The organism is Halomonas sp. (assembly GCF_052095695.1).
Taxonomy (GTDB): domain Bacteria; phylum Pseudomonadota; class Gammaproteobacteria; order Pseudomonadales; family Halomonadaceae; genus Vreelandella.
Map to the genome: position 1 here is coordinate 34,919 of NZ_JBQDLQ010000017.1, position 14,707 is coordinate 49,625.

The following is a 14,707-nucleotide window of genomic DNA, read 5'->3' on the forward strand; positions in this document are numbered from 1 at the left end:
ACACCTGATTTTATTAATATAATGGCCGACCACTTATAGACAAACTCATACCCATACACAAGAAACCGTTATCAAGCGCTAACTCAACGAACGTCTAAGAAACAATAATCAATGCCATTTAAAAATCTAATCAACGCTATAAATTAACTTAAACTCACCCATTAACTACACTCAGAAACATAAAATTACTTAAATAAATTACGGTACTCACCATATAAACCACCTCGCAGGCCACGCCACATGGGGCCATCAAGCCTCCACGGCGCCCCTCTCACTAATATTAGAAACAATAAATTCAATGTATTACAATTACCAGCCCTGTTTACGAAAAAAACACTTAATTAATACTAGGCAAGGTCTATTTTTAGGATTAAATTAATATTGACCGCGCTAACCACGTCAGCAACTCTCACAGAGTAAGAATGGTTAGCAAGCTTAATGCTACTCTTCATCTCTCGCAGGGGATACCACCATGAAACTGATCACTTTTTTATATACTTATGTAACAAGCCTTCACCGTGATACTAAAGGCGCTACGGCTATTGAGTATGCAGTTATTGCAGGGATTATGGCGATTGCACTTATCGCAGCACTGACTATTTTCTCAGGAGATGATGGCGCGTTCGCAACGTTTTTCAATAGCATTGCAGACCAGTTAAGCTCAGCAGGGGATGGTGAATAAATTACAACTCTGCTCACTATTTTTCCTTTAACTTACAAGGGCTTTTAAGAAGCAGAAGTTTTCAGCATGTCTGCTTTATTTCAATTACAGCTACTGATCAAATCCTGACGATGCAAATGCTAACTTATCAAAAAGGTTCAGCGAGTATAGAATTTGCCTTTAGTTTTGTGATGTTAATGGCTCTCTTGTACGGCATCGTAGGCTATACGATGCCGCTTTTAATGAGCGCCAGTTATCAGCAATTGGCTTCGGATACATTGCGAGAAGGGTTGGTGTGGCAGCGTTATCGCCAGGCAAGTGATGTACAAACACAAGCCTATGTGGCCACTCAAATTGGTGAGGCATGGATGCCCACTAACTGGGCACAACCTTGTTTAGATACGGAGCAGTTTTTAACCATTGATCCTACTAACGGGGTTTGGGAAGTCTGTGTGCGCCATCCGGCGCCCAGCAGTATTTTGCCACCCATTAAAGTAATGGGTTGGGAGTTTCCTACCCTACCCGAACAGATTGTGGGCTTTGCCACAATGCACACCCGCGAAGTGACCGCTGCTCCTTAAGTCTTAAGTCACCCATTTATTGCCACAGGCGTTTGCGATATAAAGGTACTCCCATGCCCCCCTCTTTAAGCGGCTCTTATGGCCCTGCTCGCCAACGGGGCGTTATTAGTATTCTCACCGCCTCTTTGCTGGTGATACTTCTCACCTTAATGGCGTTGGTGGTGGATACCGGGCGGCTTTACATGGAAAAGCGCAATCTGCAAAAAGTCGCGGATATGGCGGCCCTTGATGCCAGCGCCCGCTTGCCACAGGGCAACTGCGCCGCTAACCCTCCTCTTGCCAATACATTTGCTACGCAGTCCGCTAGCTTGCATGGGTTTGATGGTGCATTGTCTACTGATTGCGTGACCGTTACCAGCGAAGCTGGCCTACGCGAGGTGCTAGACATACCCGGCCCCGGTGTAAAGGTAACGGCAAGCAGGACCACCCCCGCTAGTATTTTGCTACGTGGCGGTGCGCTATTTAGTGATGCATTCGATGGAGATATCAATCTCTCCGCTACCGCCTTTGCCCAGCGCAATAGCGAATCCGTGGCTACGTTCTCTGTTGGCGGCCAGCTATTGAACCTGAATGAAAACCAGTTGGCAGGCCAACTACTCCAAGGGATAGGGCTTAATGTTTCCGATCTTACTATTTTGGATTCTCAAGGCTTAGCCAATGTCAGTATCACCCCTGCTGGGCTTTTAAAAGCACTTGGGGTTGATGTGGGCATTAATGAGCTGGCACTGCTCACCCCTGAAGGGCTCCTCAACTTGGTCGACACGCAAGTTGGTTTACTAGGTATTGATGACCTGATTAATGCTAGTTTGGAATTGATTGGTGATAGTGCTCTCGCAGTTGAACTTTCGGCACTACGAACCACTATCCTTAACAACGCCACCCTGAGCACTGCTGATTTACACTTACTGGGCGAAGGAGGATTGATTAATCTGGCAACGGGTAGCTCTGGTAGCTTGCGCCCTGCTCTGGAAGGCAATATTAATCTGGGCGGGTTGTTGTCGGCAGCGATCCTGGCCGGGACGCGCGGCCATTCCGTCGCTATTGATGGACTTGACCTACTGGGCATAGAAGTCACTGCCAGTATCACCGAACCACCCTCATGGGCCACCGGGCCTCTTGGAACTACCGCCTATAGCGGGCAGGTTCGTGCGCATGTGGATATCGACACTAATCGCCTCCCCATTGTGGGTTTTTTGACCGGCTTGCTGGGGATTCGTATTCACTTACCCCTAACAATTGATGTCACCAACGCCCATGGGGAGCTGACGGGCATGCAATGTGGAGGGAGTGAGTCAACCGCAGATATCCACGTTACGTCGACTCTACTCAATGTTTGCATTGGCGACATTGATGAAGATGACCGATGGTCAGGCACTGAGAGTTGTTCCGCTTACGTTCAAGAAACCGAGCTCATCACTCTTTTCTACGCTCCCATTTTATCCGGTCGCTCAATTATCCCAGGGCTGGTAAGTGAAGAAACCCTCAGCGGCATGGCGGTTGGTGAAACACGCCTCACACAACCGAACGAGCTCGCACTCGGAGGGACCCTTGATAATATTGTGGCAGGCTTGCTCGACCTTCTAGCTGGCTTATTCCGCCCACCTGTGCGTGATCATGGCGGCGAATTGGACTCCGATATAGACCGGGATAGGCAGATTGAGTATCTAGCAGAGCACTACCTTGAAACGACCAAAAATAGTGCCGGCTTTTACAATGTAGGCAATGTGACATCACTGATACTGAATGGCGGGAGTGACGGTGGACAAGTGCTGCCACCGCTTACTGACGACTGGTTCATCCCCAGATCCATACCGACGAGCTGCTTGATCGTTCTGTGCCCCCAAAGCTCATGGAGGGACGGAACGTTCTCCCAAGCCTTTGTCGCTTACTCTGGCCAGCCTGGCAGCCTACTGGACCTCTTAGGCATCTCAACCCTCAGTAATGGCTATCGGTCATGTTCAGGCTTGCTAAGCTCACTGTTAAATTGGAATGGCTGTGTAAAACATAACTTAACCCGCTTTCTGAAGAGCAGCCCAAATATTGAGAATTCAGATGCATTTCAAAATGTAGCAAATAGCATAACCAACCCGAATACGGATACTGTGAGCTGCTCTGGTGGGCTGTGCATCTTGCTTCGCCCTGTGCTAAACCTGCTTAAGCCGATTCTCAATGGTGTAGGAGGCATACTCAACACACTACTCGCTGATATGCTGGGGTTAGAAGCAGGCCGGAGTGAGGCATATGTAGACGCTATTAGTTGTGGGGTACCTACCCTTGTTGAAACTAGTGATTGATCCTTCTCTGAGTCAACACAAGCAACGCGGCGCAGTGGCGATTGAGTTCGCCGCTATTTTTTTACTGTTCTTTGCTCTCGTGTATGGAAGCATTGCGTTTGGCCTCCCTGCCGTTGCAAGGCTGGGCTTCCAACATTATTCCGTTGAAGCCTCGCGTGCAGCGCTACAAGTGGATACTAATGCCCCATATTTTGAAGATGAGGCAGCGATGCTTAGGCGGGTCGGGGAGCAGATAGATAGCCTCATCATCGATGAAAGTTGGCTACCAGCAACATGGCGGAATGGTTGTACAGACTTAGGGGAAGGTGAAAGCGAAGATGAACCCGCAGAATGGACCGCTCTACCTGACACTGTTTATGGTTACTGGCGACCAGAACCCAACGCACTGCCCAATGCTAACCCACGCTATCAGGTGAATGTTTGCATTCAAGCGAGCGACCCTATCGTGCCGCAGTTGGTGCTAGGAGATGACCTCCGCTTTCCCCCATATGCGGATAATACCGGGCGATCATGGGTTCGCGGTTATACAATCATCACGCTATAAGGCAATATGCCCCTTTGACCTCCGTCAACTGCTTGGAAAATGATAAGCTTGCGGCCGTTTGCACACCTACGGGCATACTATTGAAAGAAACGGATAATAACTGCTATGACTGCAACTCCTGCTGCATCGCCTGAGCCTCAACACTTTCTACTCAAGCGCTTTATTTTACGCTGCGCGACCCAACGGTGGCTGCGGCGCCCGCTACCCTGGCTGGTGGCAGGCATTGGCGCTGCTAGCCTGGCGACGCCGGCCTTAGCCTCCTCATTAGAGGAATCATTATCGCAAATTCAACCTGGCCAGTGCTGGGCCGTGGGGGCCGTTAATCCTCGCCCTCAGCGCGAAATGGTCGAGATCCAGATCAAGGATCAGCAGGCCACTATCGATGTCACTCCCGCGGAAATAGAGCAAGGCTTTAAACGCGTTGAAACTCGCGAAGGCACGCTCACTTACCGCATTGAACCGGCCACCTACCGCACGGTTGAAGAGCGTGTGATGACCCGCCCGCCCGTGGAACGGTTCGAAGTCGTGCCCGCCGTCTTTGAAGAACAAACGCGGACAGTCGTAGTAGAAGGGGAGCGCCGTTCATTGGAATCGTGCAGCGCCGGCGGCGGCTCCGCCAGCATGAGCTTTTGCATGCAAGAGCACCCGGCCCGCGAAGAACGTGTTTCCGTGCAGGTCATGGTAAGCCCTGAAACGACGCAAGTGGTCGTTGAACCTGCGGAATACACCATGGTGACCCGCCAGGTGGTGGATCAGCCCGCGCGGGTTATTGAGATGTGGAATGAGCCTAGCGAAGAGCTGGTACGCACTCAGGACATTGCATCGCCTGCACGCACCTCGCAAACCATCGTGCCGCGCCAAACACGCCTGATGGACCGCATTGACTACCGCGGCGAACCCAAGTTGGAAATGCGCCAGGCGATATGCGGCAACGACATCACCCCTGGGCTTGTGGAAGATTTACAAAACGCCTTGCGCCAATATGGCTTTCATACGGGCGCCATTGATGGCCATTTGGGCCCTAGAACGCTTGATGCGCTGGGGCAGTTCCAAAACCAGCGCGGCCTTGTTCAGGCAGGCGTGACCTTTGAAAGCCTTGAAAGCCTTTCGATTCGCGTCCCTTAATCGACGGTCTAGCTCGCTTTAATCGCCCGATTAGCCCCAGTGTGTTTGAGCCAACACTGGGGCTTGCTTATAATTGTCGGTCTACGCCCGCCACGCCATCAACGGACACATCATGAACGCCGACCTTGACGCCCTGCATCCCTACCCGTTTGAAAAGCTGGCCGCGCTCAAGGCGGCGCTCACTCCGCCAGCGGAGATCGCACCTATCTCGCTAACGATTGGCGAACCCCAGCACGCTCCCTACCCCGCAGCGCTTGAAGCCATGGTGGCGCATCAGCTAGAAATGGCTCACTATCCGGCCACTAACGGCCTGCCTGCACTGCGCCAAACGATTGCTGCCTGGGCAACCCAGCGTTTTCAATTGCGCGAGCTGGATAGCGAGCGACACGTAGTGCCGGTTAACGGCACGCGAGAAGCTATCTTCGCCTTTGTTCAGGCGGCGCTGGACCGCACCCGCCCGGCCAAAGTTGCCGTACCCAATCCGTTTTATCAGATTTACGAAGGCGCGACGCTGTTAGCCGGCGGCGAGCCGCTTTATCTAGACTGCACCGCTGAGAATGGCTTTCGACCCGACATTAGCGCGGTGCCCGCCGCCACGTGGCGCGAGGTACAGATCGTCTTTATCTGCTCGCCGGGCAACCCTACCGGTGCAGTAACGCCCCTTGATGAGTTCAAGCAACTGATTGCGCTGGCTGATGAGCATGATTTTATTATCGCCTCCGATGAATGCTACTCGGAGCTGTATCTTGACGAGGCCGCCCCACCGCCCGGCCTACTGCAGGCCTGCGCTGAGCTTGGGCGCGACGATTACCGGCGCTGCGTCGTTTTCCATTCGCTTTCCAAACGCTCCAACTTGCCAGGGCTGCGCTCCGGCTTTGTGGCGGGCGATGCGGCGCTACTGACGCCCTTTAAGCGCTACCGCACCTATCACGGCTGCGCCATGTCGCTACCACTGCAACATGCCTCTATCGCCGCCTGGCAGGATGAACACCACGTGCGCGCGAATCGCGACGCCTATCGCGAGAAGTTTAGCGCCGTTACCGATGTACTCGCGCCGGTGATGGACTTTCCGACACCAGAGGCTAGCTTTTACCTATGGCCTGCGGTTCCCGGCGGTGACGACATCGCCTTTACCCAACGACTATTCGCTGAGCAGCACGTGAGCGTTTTACCCGGCAGCCTAATGGGCCGTACCGGCAGAAGTGGCAAAAATCCCGGAGCCGGTCGCTTGCGATTAGCGCTGGTCGCTGAGTTAGCGCCCACGCTTGAAGCGGCCCAGCGAATTCGCCAGTTGATAGAGCGCGGTTAACAGCGATGACTCACCGCGCCCTTATTTAACGTTCAATGGAGGTCGTATGCGAACGCTCTACATTATCAATAATTGCGATACCTGCCGTAAGGCACAAAAAGATTTAGAAGCGAAAGGCATTGCCTTTAAAACCTATGATTTACGCAAAGATGGCCTTTCCGCGAGCCTGCTTGAGCACATTCTTGAGCGCGTAGCGCTAGTGGAGGCGATTAATAAGCGCAGCAAAACCTGGCGCGAGCTTTCCGATGAAGAGAAAGACTACGACGCCAACTCGGCTCGCCAACTGCTGATCAAACATCCGACGCTGCTTAAGCGGCCGCTGCTTGAGGTAGACGACGCCACCATTTTAGTCGGCTACCGCGAGGGCGATTACGACCAGCTTCGCGGCTAGCCGCGGCGACACACTGTTCATTTTTACGACCCCTTTTTCCCTAACCACAGGACGATGACTTATGCTGAGCTTTGCGCTTGGAATCGGCACTCAAAACACTCAGGGCAATTGGCTGGAAATTTATTACCCGGCGCCACTGCTCAATCCAGAAGCGAGTCTGGTGGAGGCCGCGCAACAAGCGCTAGATGCGCCCAAGGGCAATGCCGCCATCAGCTTTCTACCCGAAGACTGCACGCGGTTGGCTAAAGCGTTAGAAGCCGCCGGCCATTCTGCCCAAGCGAAGCTTGCTGAAGCGCTTTCGGCCAGCCAGCGCCCGCTGGTAGCCATGTTCCTGGACACCGACCAAGCTCCGCAAAGCGTTCCAGAAGTGTATTTAAAGCTGCACCTACTGTCGCACCGCCTAGTCAAACCTCACGGCCTCGATCTCACCGGTATGTTTGGCCTGCTGCGCAATATCGCCTGGACCAACGAAGGCGCGATTGATATTGAAGAGCTACCAACGCGCCGCCTGAAGGCGCGCATGGCGGGACGTGCGCTGTCCGTTGACTGCGTTGACAAGTTCCCCAAAATGACCGACTACGTGGTGCCTACCGGCATTCGCATTGCCGACACCGCCCGCGTGCGCCTGGGCGCTTATTTGGGTGAAGGCACCACCGTCATGCACGAAGGCTTCGTCAACTTCAATGCCGGCACTGAAGGCCCTGGCATGGTTGAAGGCCGTATTTCAGCAGGCGTCATGGTCGGCAAAGGCTCAGACCTTGGCGGCGGCTGCTCAACCATGGGCACGCTCTCCGGCGGCGGCAATATGGTTATTAAGGTCGGCGAAGGCTGCCTGATCGGCGCCAACGCAGGCATCGGCATTCCGCTAGGCGACCGCTGCACGGTGGAAGCCGGCCTTTACATCACCGCTGGGTCTAAAATTACGCTGCTGGATGAGCAAGGCCAAGAAGTGAATACCATCGCTGCGCGTGAATTAGCCGGGCAAGATGACCTGCTATGGCGTCGCAATTCGCAAAGTGGCCGTATTGAGTGCCTGACCAATAAAAGTGCGATCGCCCTAAACGAGGCGCTGCATGCCCATAACTGAGCCTGAATCGCCGACACTCACGCTCGCCTTTGAACTGCTGCGCCGTGCGTCGGTCACGCCAGACGACGAAGGCTGCCAACCCCTGATGATCGAGCGCTTGGAGGCGCTCGGTTTTCATATTGAGCGCCTGCCGTTTGGTGATGTGCAAAACTTTTGGGCAATACGCGGCCATCACGGCCCCGTCATAGCGTTCGCGGGGCATACCGATGTGGTTCCCAGCGGCCCCCACACCAATTGGCAGCATCCGCCGTTTGAGCCCTGCATTGACGACGAGGGCATGCTCTGCGGCCGTGGCGCTGCCGATATGAAAGGCAGCTTGGCCTCAATGCTGACAGCGGTGGAGCGGTTTGTTACCCGCCACCCTCAGCACGATGGGCGAATTGCCTTTTTGATTACCTCCGACGAAGAGGGCCCGGCAGTGGATGGTACCCGTGCGGTGGTTGAGCATTTACGCGAGCGCAATGAACGCCTTGATTACTGCATCGTCGGCGAGCCCTCCTCAACCGAGCGCCTGGGTGATGTGATTAAAAACGGGCGCCGCGGTTCGCTCGGCGGCGTGCTGCACATCAAAGGCATTCAAGGCCACGTGGCTTATCCGCATTTAGCGCGCAATCCTATTCATCAAGCAATGCCTGCGTTGACGGCGCTCACTAACGAGCACTGGGACGCTGGCAACGATTTCTTCCCGGCCACCAGCTTTCAAATATCTAACCTGCGGGCGGGCACCGGCGCCACCAACGTGATTCCTGGCGACGTGGAAGTGGTATTTAATTTCCGCTTTTCCACCGAGGTGACGCATGAAGAGCTCAAAGCGCGCACACACGCGATTTTGGACCAGCATGCGCTTGAGTATCAGGTAGACTGGACACTCAATGGCGAGCCATTTTTGACGGCAGAAGGCGAACTTGTCGATGCGGCCATTAAAGGTGTTGAAGCGGTGACCGGCCTGCGGCCAACGCTTTCAACCAGCGGCGGCACGTCTGATGGCCGCTTTATTGCCACCCTGGGCGCGCAAGTGGTCGAGCTAGGACCGCTTAACGACACCATCCACAAGGTCAATGAGCGCGTTCGCGCCAGCGACCTAGACGATTTAAGCCGGATTTACGAAGCCACGCTACAGGCGCTGCTCACACCCGGCGAGGCAAACGTATGATGGAGCGTTACCCCGATATAGAAATTTACCTGAAGAGCGTTTCGCTTGACGCACTCAATGCGTGGCTTAAAAGCTCGCTGATAGCACCGCCGCTTAGCCCAGTCGGCAAAGGCCAGTGGAAAACCCGCGGCCAATATCAGGGCGACTGTGTACCGGTTTTATTGGTTGATAGAGCTGCAGATGGGTTTGCGAGCCTCTGGTTTGATAGCAACCACACCCCCTGGCTAACCGACCAAGACTGCGCCCAGCAGGCAGCCGAGGCGCTGCAAATCGAGGTGCGCTGCTCGCTAGGCGGCTGGCACCCTGGCGATGATCCTGATCGCTTTTGGCAAGTATTCCCGGGCGGCAAAGAAGGTGAAATTGCGTGGCCAGATTCGGGCCGCTGATATCAGGCTAACTAAACCATCCAACGAGCTAAACGCAAACGACCCCGCCAAGGCGGGGTCGTTTACTATCAAATAAGTGGTTAAACCTACTCGATAATACTTACATCGTCAGCTTGCAGGCCACGCTCATTTTTTATCACGTGGTAACGCACAATTTGACCTTCGGCCAACATACGCGGGCCACGACCACGAATGGCGCGAAAATGTACAAATACGTCTTCGCCATTGTCGCGGGTAATAAAACCGTAACCTTTGTTAGTGTTGAACCACTTTACATCACCTTCTTCACGGCCGTCATTGGGGTCGATGATATCTTCTTCCTCATCATCTTCCAAAGGAGCCGCCTGGGATGGACGCGACGCTGACGTGGAGCGTGCCATAGCGTCTGATGCCACCATTGAAGGTGCAAACGCAGCTGATGCCAAGGTGCCGAGGAACAAAACAATAAAACACCCTATAGCAACGGCAATATACACACCGCTCATACCACTGATGGCTAACTCGGCCAACCATAGCTCAGCGAGCGCACTATCGGTTAAATGAACAATCCCCGCCAGCAGAAGTGGCGTGGGGGCGGACAGTAATACACTGATTAAGAAACAGCGAAACACAACTTTTGGGTTCATAGAAAAAGAAAGCTCTCTTGTTGTATGGGTAACAGACGAAGGACAATAGCCGAACTATCAGGCCCACTCCCAATAGCACCGGCATACTACTACATAAGGTTGCAATGTTATCATGACCCACGAATTAACGCCTGCTGAGCTAACCCAACTTTTGGAATCTTTAGAGAGTCGTCTAGCGTATCAAGAGCACTGGCTGGACACGCTAGACCAAGCGGTCGTGCAACAAGAGCGGCGCCTGGAGAAATTGGAGCAGCTCAGTGGGCTAATGCGCGAACGCCTGCGCGAGCAGCATCAGGCACTTCAAGATAGCGAGCCCCAGGGCGGCCGGCGCCCTGAGGATGAGCTGCCGCCGCACTATTAAACCGACGGCCAGCGGATGGGCGGTTTAGCTGCCGCTGATGACGCTGGCGGGGTCAACACCATCAAGACCAAACGCTTGCGCCACCGCAGGGTACGTCACTCGCCCGGCATGGACATTAAGGCCCGGCAGAAAATGTGGGTCATCACGCAGTGCCTGCTGCCAGCCTTTATCAGCCAGCGCAATCACAAACGGCAGCGTTGCATTGGTTAGCCCCTGGGTAGAGGTCCGCGCCACCGCACCGGGCATATTGGCCACGCAGTAGTGCACAATACCATCAACGATATAGGTTGGCTCGGCGTGGGTCGTGGGCTTGCTGGTTTCAAAACAGCCGCCCTGGTCAATCGCGACATCGACCAATACGCTGCCGGGTTTCATATAAGCCAGCATGTTCCGAGTGATTAATTTGGGCGCAGCGGCACCGGGCACCAGCACTGCGCCAATGATCATATCGGACTCACGCGCAGCGCTTTCTAATGCGTCGGTAGTTGAATAAACCGTTTTAATGCGCCCCTGATAACGATCGTCCAGCACTTCCAGCCGGGCCAGCGATTTATCCAAGATGGTGACATCAGCACCTAGCCCCAGCGCCATACGGGCCGCGTTTTCGCCGACCACGCCTCCTCCAATCACGGTCACTTTACCCGGCGCAACGCCAGGGACACCGGGCAACAGCACGCCGGCGCCCCCCTGGGCTTTTTCCAGGCTGTGGGCACCGGCCTGAACAGCCATTCGACCGGCCACCGTGCTCATCGGCGCCAGCAGCGGTAAGCCGCCACGCGCGTCGGTAATGGTTTCATAGGCGATACAGGTCGCGCCGCTTTCCATCAGCCCACGGGTCAGCGTTTGTTCAGCGGCAAGGTGAAGGTAGGTGAACAGCGTATGCTTCGCGGTGAGCCGTGCCACCTCCTCCGGCTGAGGCTCTTTAACCTTAAGAATCAGCTCAGCGCCGCGCCACAGCGCCTCGACATCGGCCTCTATCTGCGCACCGGCAGCCTGATAGTCATCATCCTTAAACCCCGCACCTTCACCGGCACCGGCCTGAACGCTGACATGATGGCCACGCCCGACTAATTCACGTGCGCCAGCGGGCGTTAAGGCCACTCGATATTCATGGTTTTTAATTTCTTTAGGGATAGCGATGTTCATTGGCGACTTCCTTTTTATTTAACGTCGGCACTCAGCAAAAAATGAGCTCTGTTAGGCAAACTACATCACCCCTAACGTTGACCACCAGTCCAGAAAATAAAAACAAAAAAAACGCCGGTTAAGGCGTTTCTTAGGAGAAAAATCTAGCGAATGCTGTTTCTACACGAAAAAATCAACTCTCCTCTGCGTCATTCCACCACTACCGCGCCGCCATAGATACGCCGGTACTCATCGGGCAGGCGCTTGGGGCGCCCCGTACTAAGCGCGACACAGGCAAAACGCGTGCGTGCGTTTAGCAACGTTTTGCCATCCCGCGGTCGCTTAAGCTGAAACCGCCGGGTCAAACTGAACCGCTCATCACAATCGACAATCCAGGTCGCCAACAGCAGCTCTTCGCCTGCAAAGGCGGGCGCGAGATAGTCCAGCTCATGGCGATGAACCACCATGGCGCGATCAAGCTCGCGATAACGCTCAAGCGACAGTCCGAGCGCCTTTGAGTGCGCCCAGCTGACCTGCTCAACCCAGCGCAGGTACTCGCTGTTGTTGGCGTGCTGATAGGCGTCAATCGCCTCATCAGCCACGCGGATATCGATCATGAAGGGATCAGGCAGCGCCCACTCCATTATCTTTTCCTTTCAATTAATCGCGGAACACACGAACGCCGAGTGCTTTTAGGTAAGACGTTTCGGGAATAGCCGGGTGTACCGGGTGATCAGGCCCTTGATGGCCCTGGAAAATCACCTGACCTTGACGGTCTTGATGGCGTACCGCGCCGCGCACGACATCCATTAGCCGATCATTCGCCAGGTGCATAGAGCACGAGGCGGACATCAGCAGGCCATCGCGCCCCAGTAGGCGCATAGCTTCGCGGTTTAAGCGGGCATAGGCACGCTCGCCGTTGGGAATATCTTTGCGCTTTTTGATAAACGCAGGCGGATCAAGCACGATGACGTCGAATTGCTCACCGTCTGCTTTCAAAGCCGCCAGGGCTTCAAAAGCATCGCCCTCGCCCACGGCAACCTGCTCCTGCACACCGTTCAGCTCGGCGTTGCGAGCCACTTGCTCAAGCGCTGTCTTGGAAGAGTCTAAGCACAGCACATCTTTGGCACCGTGAACCGCGGCCTGAACACCCCAGCCGCCCACGTAGCTGAACACGTCCAGTACGCGCTTACCCGACACCTGGCGATTGAGCCACTCGCGGTTCACCCGGTGGTCAAAGAACCAGCCGGTTTTCTGGCCGTTAATAACCGGCACAGCAAAGCGCGCGCCGTTCTCTTCAAGCAAGACTTCGTCAGGCAAGACGCCTTTGATCACTTCAACGTGAGCCTCTAGCCCTTCTTGACGACGACCGCCGGTGTCGTTACGGAAGACGATCACCTCAGGCTTGATGACTTTTTCCAGCGCATCAACGATCTCATCTGCCAATGCCTGCATGCCGGCAGTATTGAGCTGAACGACGACCACATCGCCAAAGCGATCAACCACCAAACCTGGCAGCAGATCCCCTTCGCCGTGGATCAAGCGGTAGTAGGGCTGGTCATACAAGCGCTGGCGCAGGGCAAGCGCTTGGTTAAAGCGGTGCACAAACAGCGAGCGGTCCAAGCGCATCTCGGGATCGCGTGACATGACCCGCGCGGCAATAAGCGAATGAGGATTCACATACGCCACCGCCATGACTTTGCCGTTGGAAGCTTCTACCAGAGCAGTTTCGCCTGCCGCAAAGTTTTTCAGCGGCGTCTCTTTAATATCGACCTCGTTGGAGTAGATCCAAAGATGTCCCGCTTTAAGGCGGCGGTCAGCGTGTTTATTTAGGCGCAGGCGTTGGGTCACAGCAATCTCCAAAAACTTAAGCGTTTCAATTCACATCAATAGGGCAAGTTCTACAAACTGCCATCAGCGCTGGCAGCCGGGACAGAACACGCTGGCGCGCTGGCCAAGGGTAATGCGGCGAAGCTCCGTGCCACAGCGTAAACAGGGCTGGCCGTGGCGGCCGTAAACATTCAGACGCTGGGCGAAGTAACCGGGCTCGCCCTGACCACTGACAAAATCTCGCAGCGTGGTGCCACCCTGGGTAATCGCCGCTGCCAGCACCTCTTTGACCGCTACCGCCAACTGCTGATAACGCGCGAGGGACACGCGCCCAGCTGCGCGCCGTGGATCAATACCGGCCATAAATAATGCCTCGGCCGCGTAAATATTTCCGGCGCCAACCACTACCTGGTTATCCATCAAAAACGGCTTAACCGCCACCCGCTTGTTGCGCGAGAGCGTGTATAGCCATTTACCGTTAAACGCATCAGACAGCGGTTCTGGGCCTAAGTGCGCCAGGCGCTTATCCAGCGCTGCATCCTCTTGCTGCCAATCCACAAAGCCAAAACGGCGAGGATCATGGTAGCGCAATACATAGCCGCTGGCGGTCACCACATCGACATGGTCATGCTTTTTAGGTAAGTCCCCCACCCTAGCAATACGCAGGCTACCCGACATACCCAGATGCCATAGCAGCGTTGCATCCGCGTGTTGCGCGGTATCACATTCGCCTTCTGGCGCTTGGGCTGCGTGAATGGGGATCTGCAAATATTTAGCACGTCGCGTCAACACGCCAATCCGCGCGCCCACCAGCCTCTCAGCAAGATCCTCTGGCACCGGCACACGCAGCCGTGGCTGCCGCACCAACACCTCGGTAACTTCCTGGCCCTCAATATAGGGGGCTATCCCGCGTCGGGTCGTTTCAACTTCGGGGAGTTCGGGCATATTTGGACACTGTACCGGCCTATTGATGACAGCCTTGTGAAAGTGGCAAAGAGACGCATGTAACATGAAAGACATGCATGCAAAAACCCGGCTTGGGGCCGGGTTTTTGAACAGGCGCTAGCCTGCAGTGAAAACCGATCTTCATCGCAACAGCGATTACTTGATCTTAGCTTCCTTGTACATAACGTGCTTACGGACGACCGGGTCGAATTTTTTGAATTCGAACTTGTCCGGCGTGTTCCGCTTGTTTTTATCAGTGGTGTAGAAGTGACCTGTACCGGCACTAGAC

At 54.7% G+C, this 14,707-nt stretch carries 17 protein-coding genes; 11 read left to right on the plus strand and 6 right to left on the minus strand.

Translation table 11 applies throughout. The features are described 5' to 3' along the window. The first annotated feature begins 472 nt into the window (after positions 1-472). The 10 genes from ACTH5D_RS05385 to ACTH5D_RS05430 all read left to right on the plus strand — a co-directional run bounded on the left by ACTH5D_RS05385 (position 473) and on the right by ACTH5D_RS05430 (position 9,531). A complete protein-coding gene (locus ACTH5D_RS05385; protein WP_441669105.1) occupies positions 473-682 on the plus strand; it encodes a Flp family type IVb pilin in 210 nt (69 codons plus the stop codon). A 116-nt stretch (positions 683-798) separates the two neighbouring features. Further along, positions 799-1,242, plus strand: a complete 444-nt coding sequence (locus tag ACTH5D_RS05390; protein WP_441669131.1) for a TadE/TadG family type IV pilus assembly protein — start codon at positions 799-801, stop codon at positions 1,240-1,242. A gap of 53 nt (positions 1,243-1,295) precedes the next feature. Next, positions 1,296-3,536: a pilus assembly protein TadG-related protein gene (locus ACTH5D_RS05395; protein WP_441669107.1), complete on the plus strand. Its 2,241-nt coding sequence runs from the start codon at positions 1,296-1,298 to the stop codon at positions 3,534-3,536. Continuing rightward, entirely contained in the window at positions 3,517-4,080 is a 564-nt protein-coding gene (locus ACTH5D_RS05400; protein ID WP_441669109.1) for a TadE/TadG family type IV pilus assembly protein, read from the plus strand. Before ACTH5D_RS05395 ends, ACTH5D_RS05400 begins: the two co-directional genes overlap by 20 nt. A 105-nt stretch (positions 4,081-4,185) precedes the next feature. Continuing rightward, entirely contained in the window at positions 4,186-5,205 is a 1,020-nt protein-coding gene (locus tag ACTH5D_RS05405) for a peptidoglycan-binding domain-containing protein (RefSeq protein WP_441669111.1), read from the plus strand. A 112-nt stretch (positions 5,206-5,317) separates the two neighbouring features. Further along, the gene (gene dapC, locus ACTH5D_RS05410) at positions 5,318-6,514 is read left to right on the plus strand and encodes a succinyldiaminopimelate transaminase (RefSeq protein ID WP_441669113.1); all 1,197 of its coding nucleotides are present in this window, start codon (positions 5,318-5,320) and stop codon (positions 6,512-6,514) included. 46 nt (positions 6,515-6,560) lie between these two features. Then, positions 6,561-6,905: a Spx/MgsR family RNA polymerase-binding regulatory protein gene (locus ACTH5D_RS05415; RefSeq protein ID WP_441669115.1), complete on the plus strand. Its 345-nt coding sequence runs from the start codon at positions 6,561-6,563 to the stop codon at positions 6,903-6,905. A gap of 61 nt (positions 6,906-6,966) precedes the next feature. Further along, positions 6,967-7,992 (plus strand): 2,3,4,5-tetrahydropyridine-2,6-dicarboxylate N-succinyltransferase, encoded by a 1,026-nt coding sequence (gene dapD, locus ACTH5D_RS05420; RefSeq protein WP_441669117.1) that lies wholly within the window; start codon positions 6,967-6,969, stop codon positions 7,990-7,992. Further along, positions 7,979-9,145: a succinyl-diaminopimelate desuccinylase gene (gene dapE, locus ACTH5D_RS05425; RefSeq protein WP_441669119.1), complete on the plus strand. Its 1,167-nt coding sequence runs from the start codon at positions 7,979-7,981 to the stop codon at positions 9,143-9,145. Before dapD ends, dapE begins: the two co-directional genes overlap by 14 nt. Next, complete coding sequence (locus ACTH5D_RS05430) at positions 9,142-9,531, plus strand: hypothetical protein (RefSeq protein WP_441669121.1); 390 nt, start codon at positions 9,142-9,144, stop codon at positions 9,529-9,531. Before dapE ends, ACTH5D_RS05430 begins: the two co-directional genes overlap by 4 nt. 86 nt (positions 9,532-9,617) lie before the next feature. On the opposite strand, the gene ACTH5D_RS05435 is transcribed toward ACTH5D_RS05430, so the two are convergent. Further along, positions 9,618-10,157, minus strand: a complete 540-nt coding sequence (locus ACTH5D_RS05435; RefSeq protein WP_441669123.1) for a cold-shock protein — start codon at positions 10,155-10,157, stop codon at positions 9,618-9,620. 112 nt (positions 10,158-10,269) lie between these two features. Here ACTH5D_RS05435 and ACTH5D_RS05440 point away from each other — a divergent pair, with 112 nt between their 5' ends. Then, complete coding sequence (locus ACTH5D_RS05440) at positions 10,270-10,518, plus strand: SlyX family protein (RefSeq protein WP_096282188.1); 249 nt, start codon at positions 10,270-10,272, stop codon at positions 10,516-10,518. A gap of 24 nt (positions 10,519-10,542) precedes the next feature. Here ACTH5D_RS05440 and ald read toward each other — a convergent pair whose 3' ends face one another. The 5 genes from ald to rpmG all read right to left on the minus strand — a co-directional run. Next, entirely contained in the window at positions 10,543-11,664 is a 1,122-nt protein-coding gene (gene ald / locus ACTH5D_RS05445) for an alanine dehydrogenase (protein WP_441669125.1), read from the minus strand. Positions 11,665-11,852: 188 nt separating this feature from the next. Next, positions 11,853-12,287, minus strand: coding sequence for an acyl-CoA thioesterase (locus tag ACTH5D_RS05450; RefSeq protein WP_441669127.1), 435 nt, complete (start codon positions 12,285-12,287; stop codon positions 11,853-11,855). A 16-nt stretch (positions 12,288-12,303) separates the two neighbouring features. Beyond that, positions 12,304-13,494 carry a class I SAM-dependent rRNA methyltransferase gene (locus ACTH5D_RS05455; protein ID WP_096282191.1) on the minus strand — a complete coding sequence of 397 codons (1,191 nt, stop codon included), beginning with the start codon at positions 13,492-13,494 and terminating at the stop codon, positions 12,304-12,306. Between the two features lie 63 nt (positions 13,495-13,557). Next, complete coding sequence (gene mutM / locus ACTH5D_RS05460) at positions 13,558-14,418, minus strand: bifunctional DNA-formamidopyrimidine glycosylase/DNA-(apurinic or apyrimidinic site) lyase (RefSeq protein WP_441669129.1); 861 nt, start codon at positions 14,416-14,418, stop codon at positions 13,558-13,560. Between the two features lie 156 nt (positions 14,419-14,574). Continuing rightward, positions 14,575-14,707: 50S ribosomal protein L33 (rpmG, locus tag ACTH5D_RS05465; RefSeq protein WP_441669133.1), on the minus strand; the 133-nt coding region annotated here is incomplete at its 5' end.

Coding starts and splice junctions, on each gene's coding strand:
- ACTH5D_RS05435 (WP_441669123.1), bottom strand. CDS start 10,157: ATGAACCCAAAAGTTGTGTTTCGCTGTTTCTTAATCAGTGTATTACTG.
- mutM (WP_441669129.1), bottom strand. CDS start 14,418: ATGCCCGAACTCCCCGAAGTTGAAACGACCCGACGCGGGATAGCCCCC.
- ald (WP_441669125.1), bottom strand. CDS start 11,664: ATGAACATCGCTATCCCTAAAGAAATTAAAAACCATGAATATCGAGTG.
- ACTH5D_RS05390 (WP_441669131.1), top strand. CDS start 799: ATGCTAACTTATCAAAAAGGTTCAGCGAGTATAGAATTTGCCTTTAGT.
- ACTH5D_RS05395 (WP_441669107.1), top strand. CDS start 1,296: ATGCCCCCCTCTTTAAGCGGCTCTTATGGCCCTGCTCGCCAACGGGGC.
- ACTH5D_RS05385 (WP_441669105.1), top strand. CDS start 473: ATGAAACTGATCACTTTTTTATATACTTATGTAACAAGCCTTCACCGT.
- dapD (WP_441669117.1), top strand. CDS start 6,967: ATGCTGAGCTTTGCGCTTGGAATCGGCACTCAAAACACTCAGGGCAAT.
- dapC (WP_441669113.1), top strand. CDS start 5,318: ATGAACGCCGACCTTGACGCCCTGCATCCCTACCCGTTTGAAAAGCTG.
- ACTH5D_RS05430 (WP_441669121.1), top strand. CDS start 9,142: ATGATGGAGCGTTACCCCGATATAGAAATTTACCTGAAGAGCGTTTCG.
- ACTH5D_RS05415 (WP_441669115.1), top strand. CDS start 6,561: ATGCGAACGCTCTACATTATCAATAATTGCGATACCTGCCGTAAGGCA.
- ACTH5D_RS05405 (WP_441669111.1), top strand. CDS start 4,186: ATGACTGCAACTCCTGCTGCATCGCCTGAGCCTCAACACTTTCTACTC.
- ACTH5D_RS05450 (WP_441669127.1), bottom strand. CDS start 12,287: ATGGAGTGGGCGCTGCCTGATCCCTTCATGATCGATATCCGCGTGGCT.
- dapE (WP_441669119.1), top strand. CDS start 7,979: ATGCCCATAACTGAGCCTGAATCGCCGACACTCACGCTCGCCTTTGAA.
- ACTH5D_RS05440 (WP_096282188.1), top strand. CDS start 10,270: ATGACCCACGAATTAACGCCTGCTGAGCTAACCCAACTTTTGGAATCT.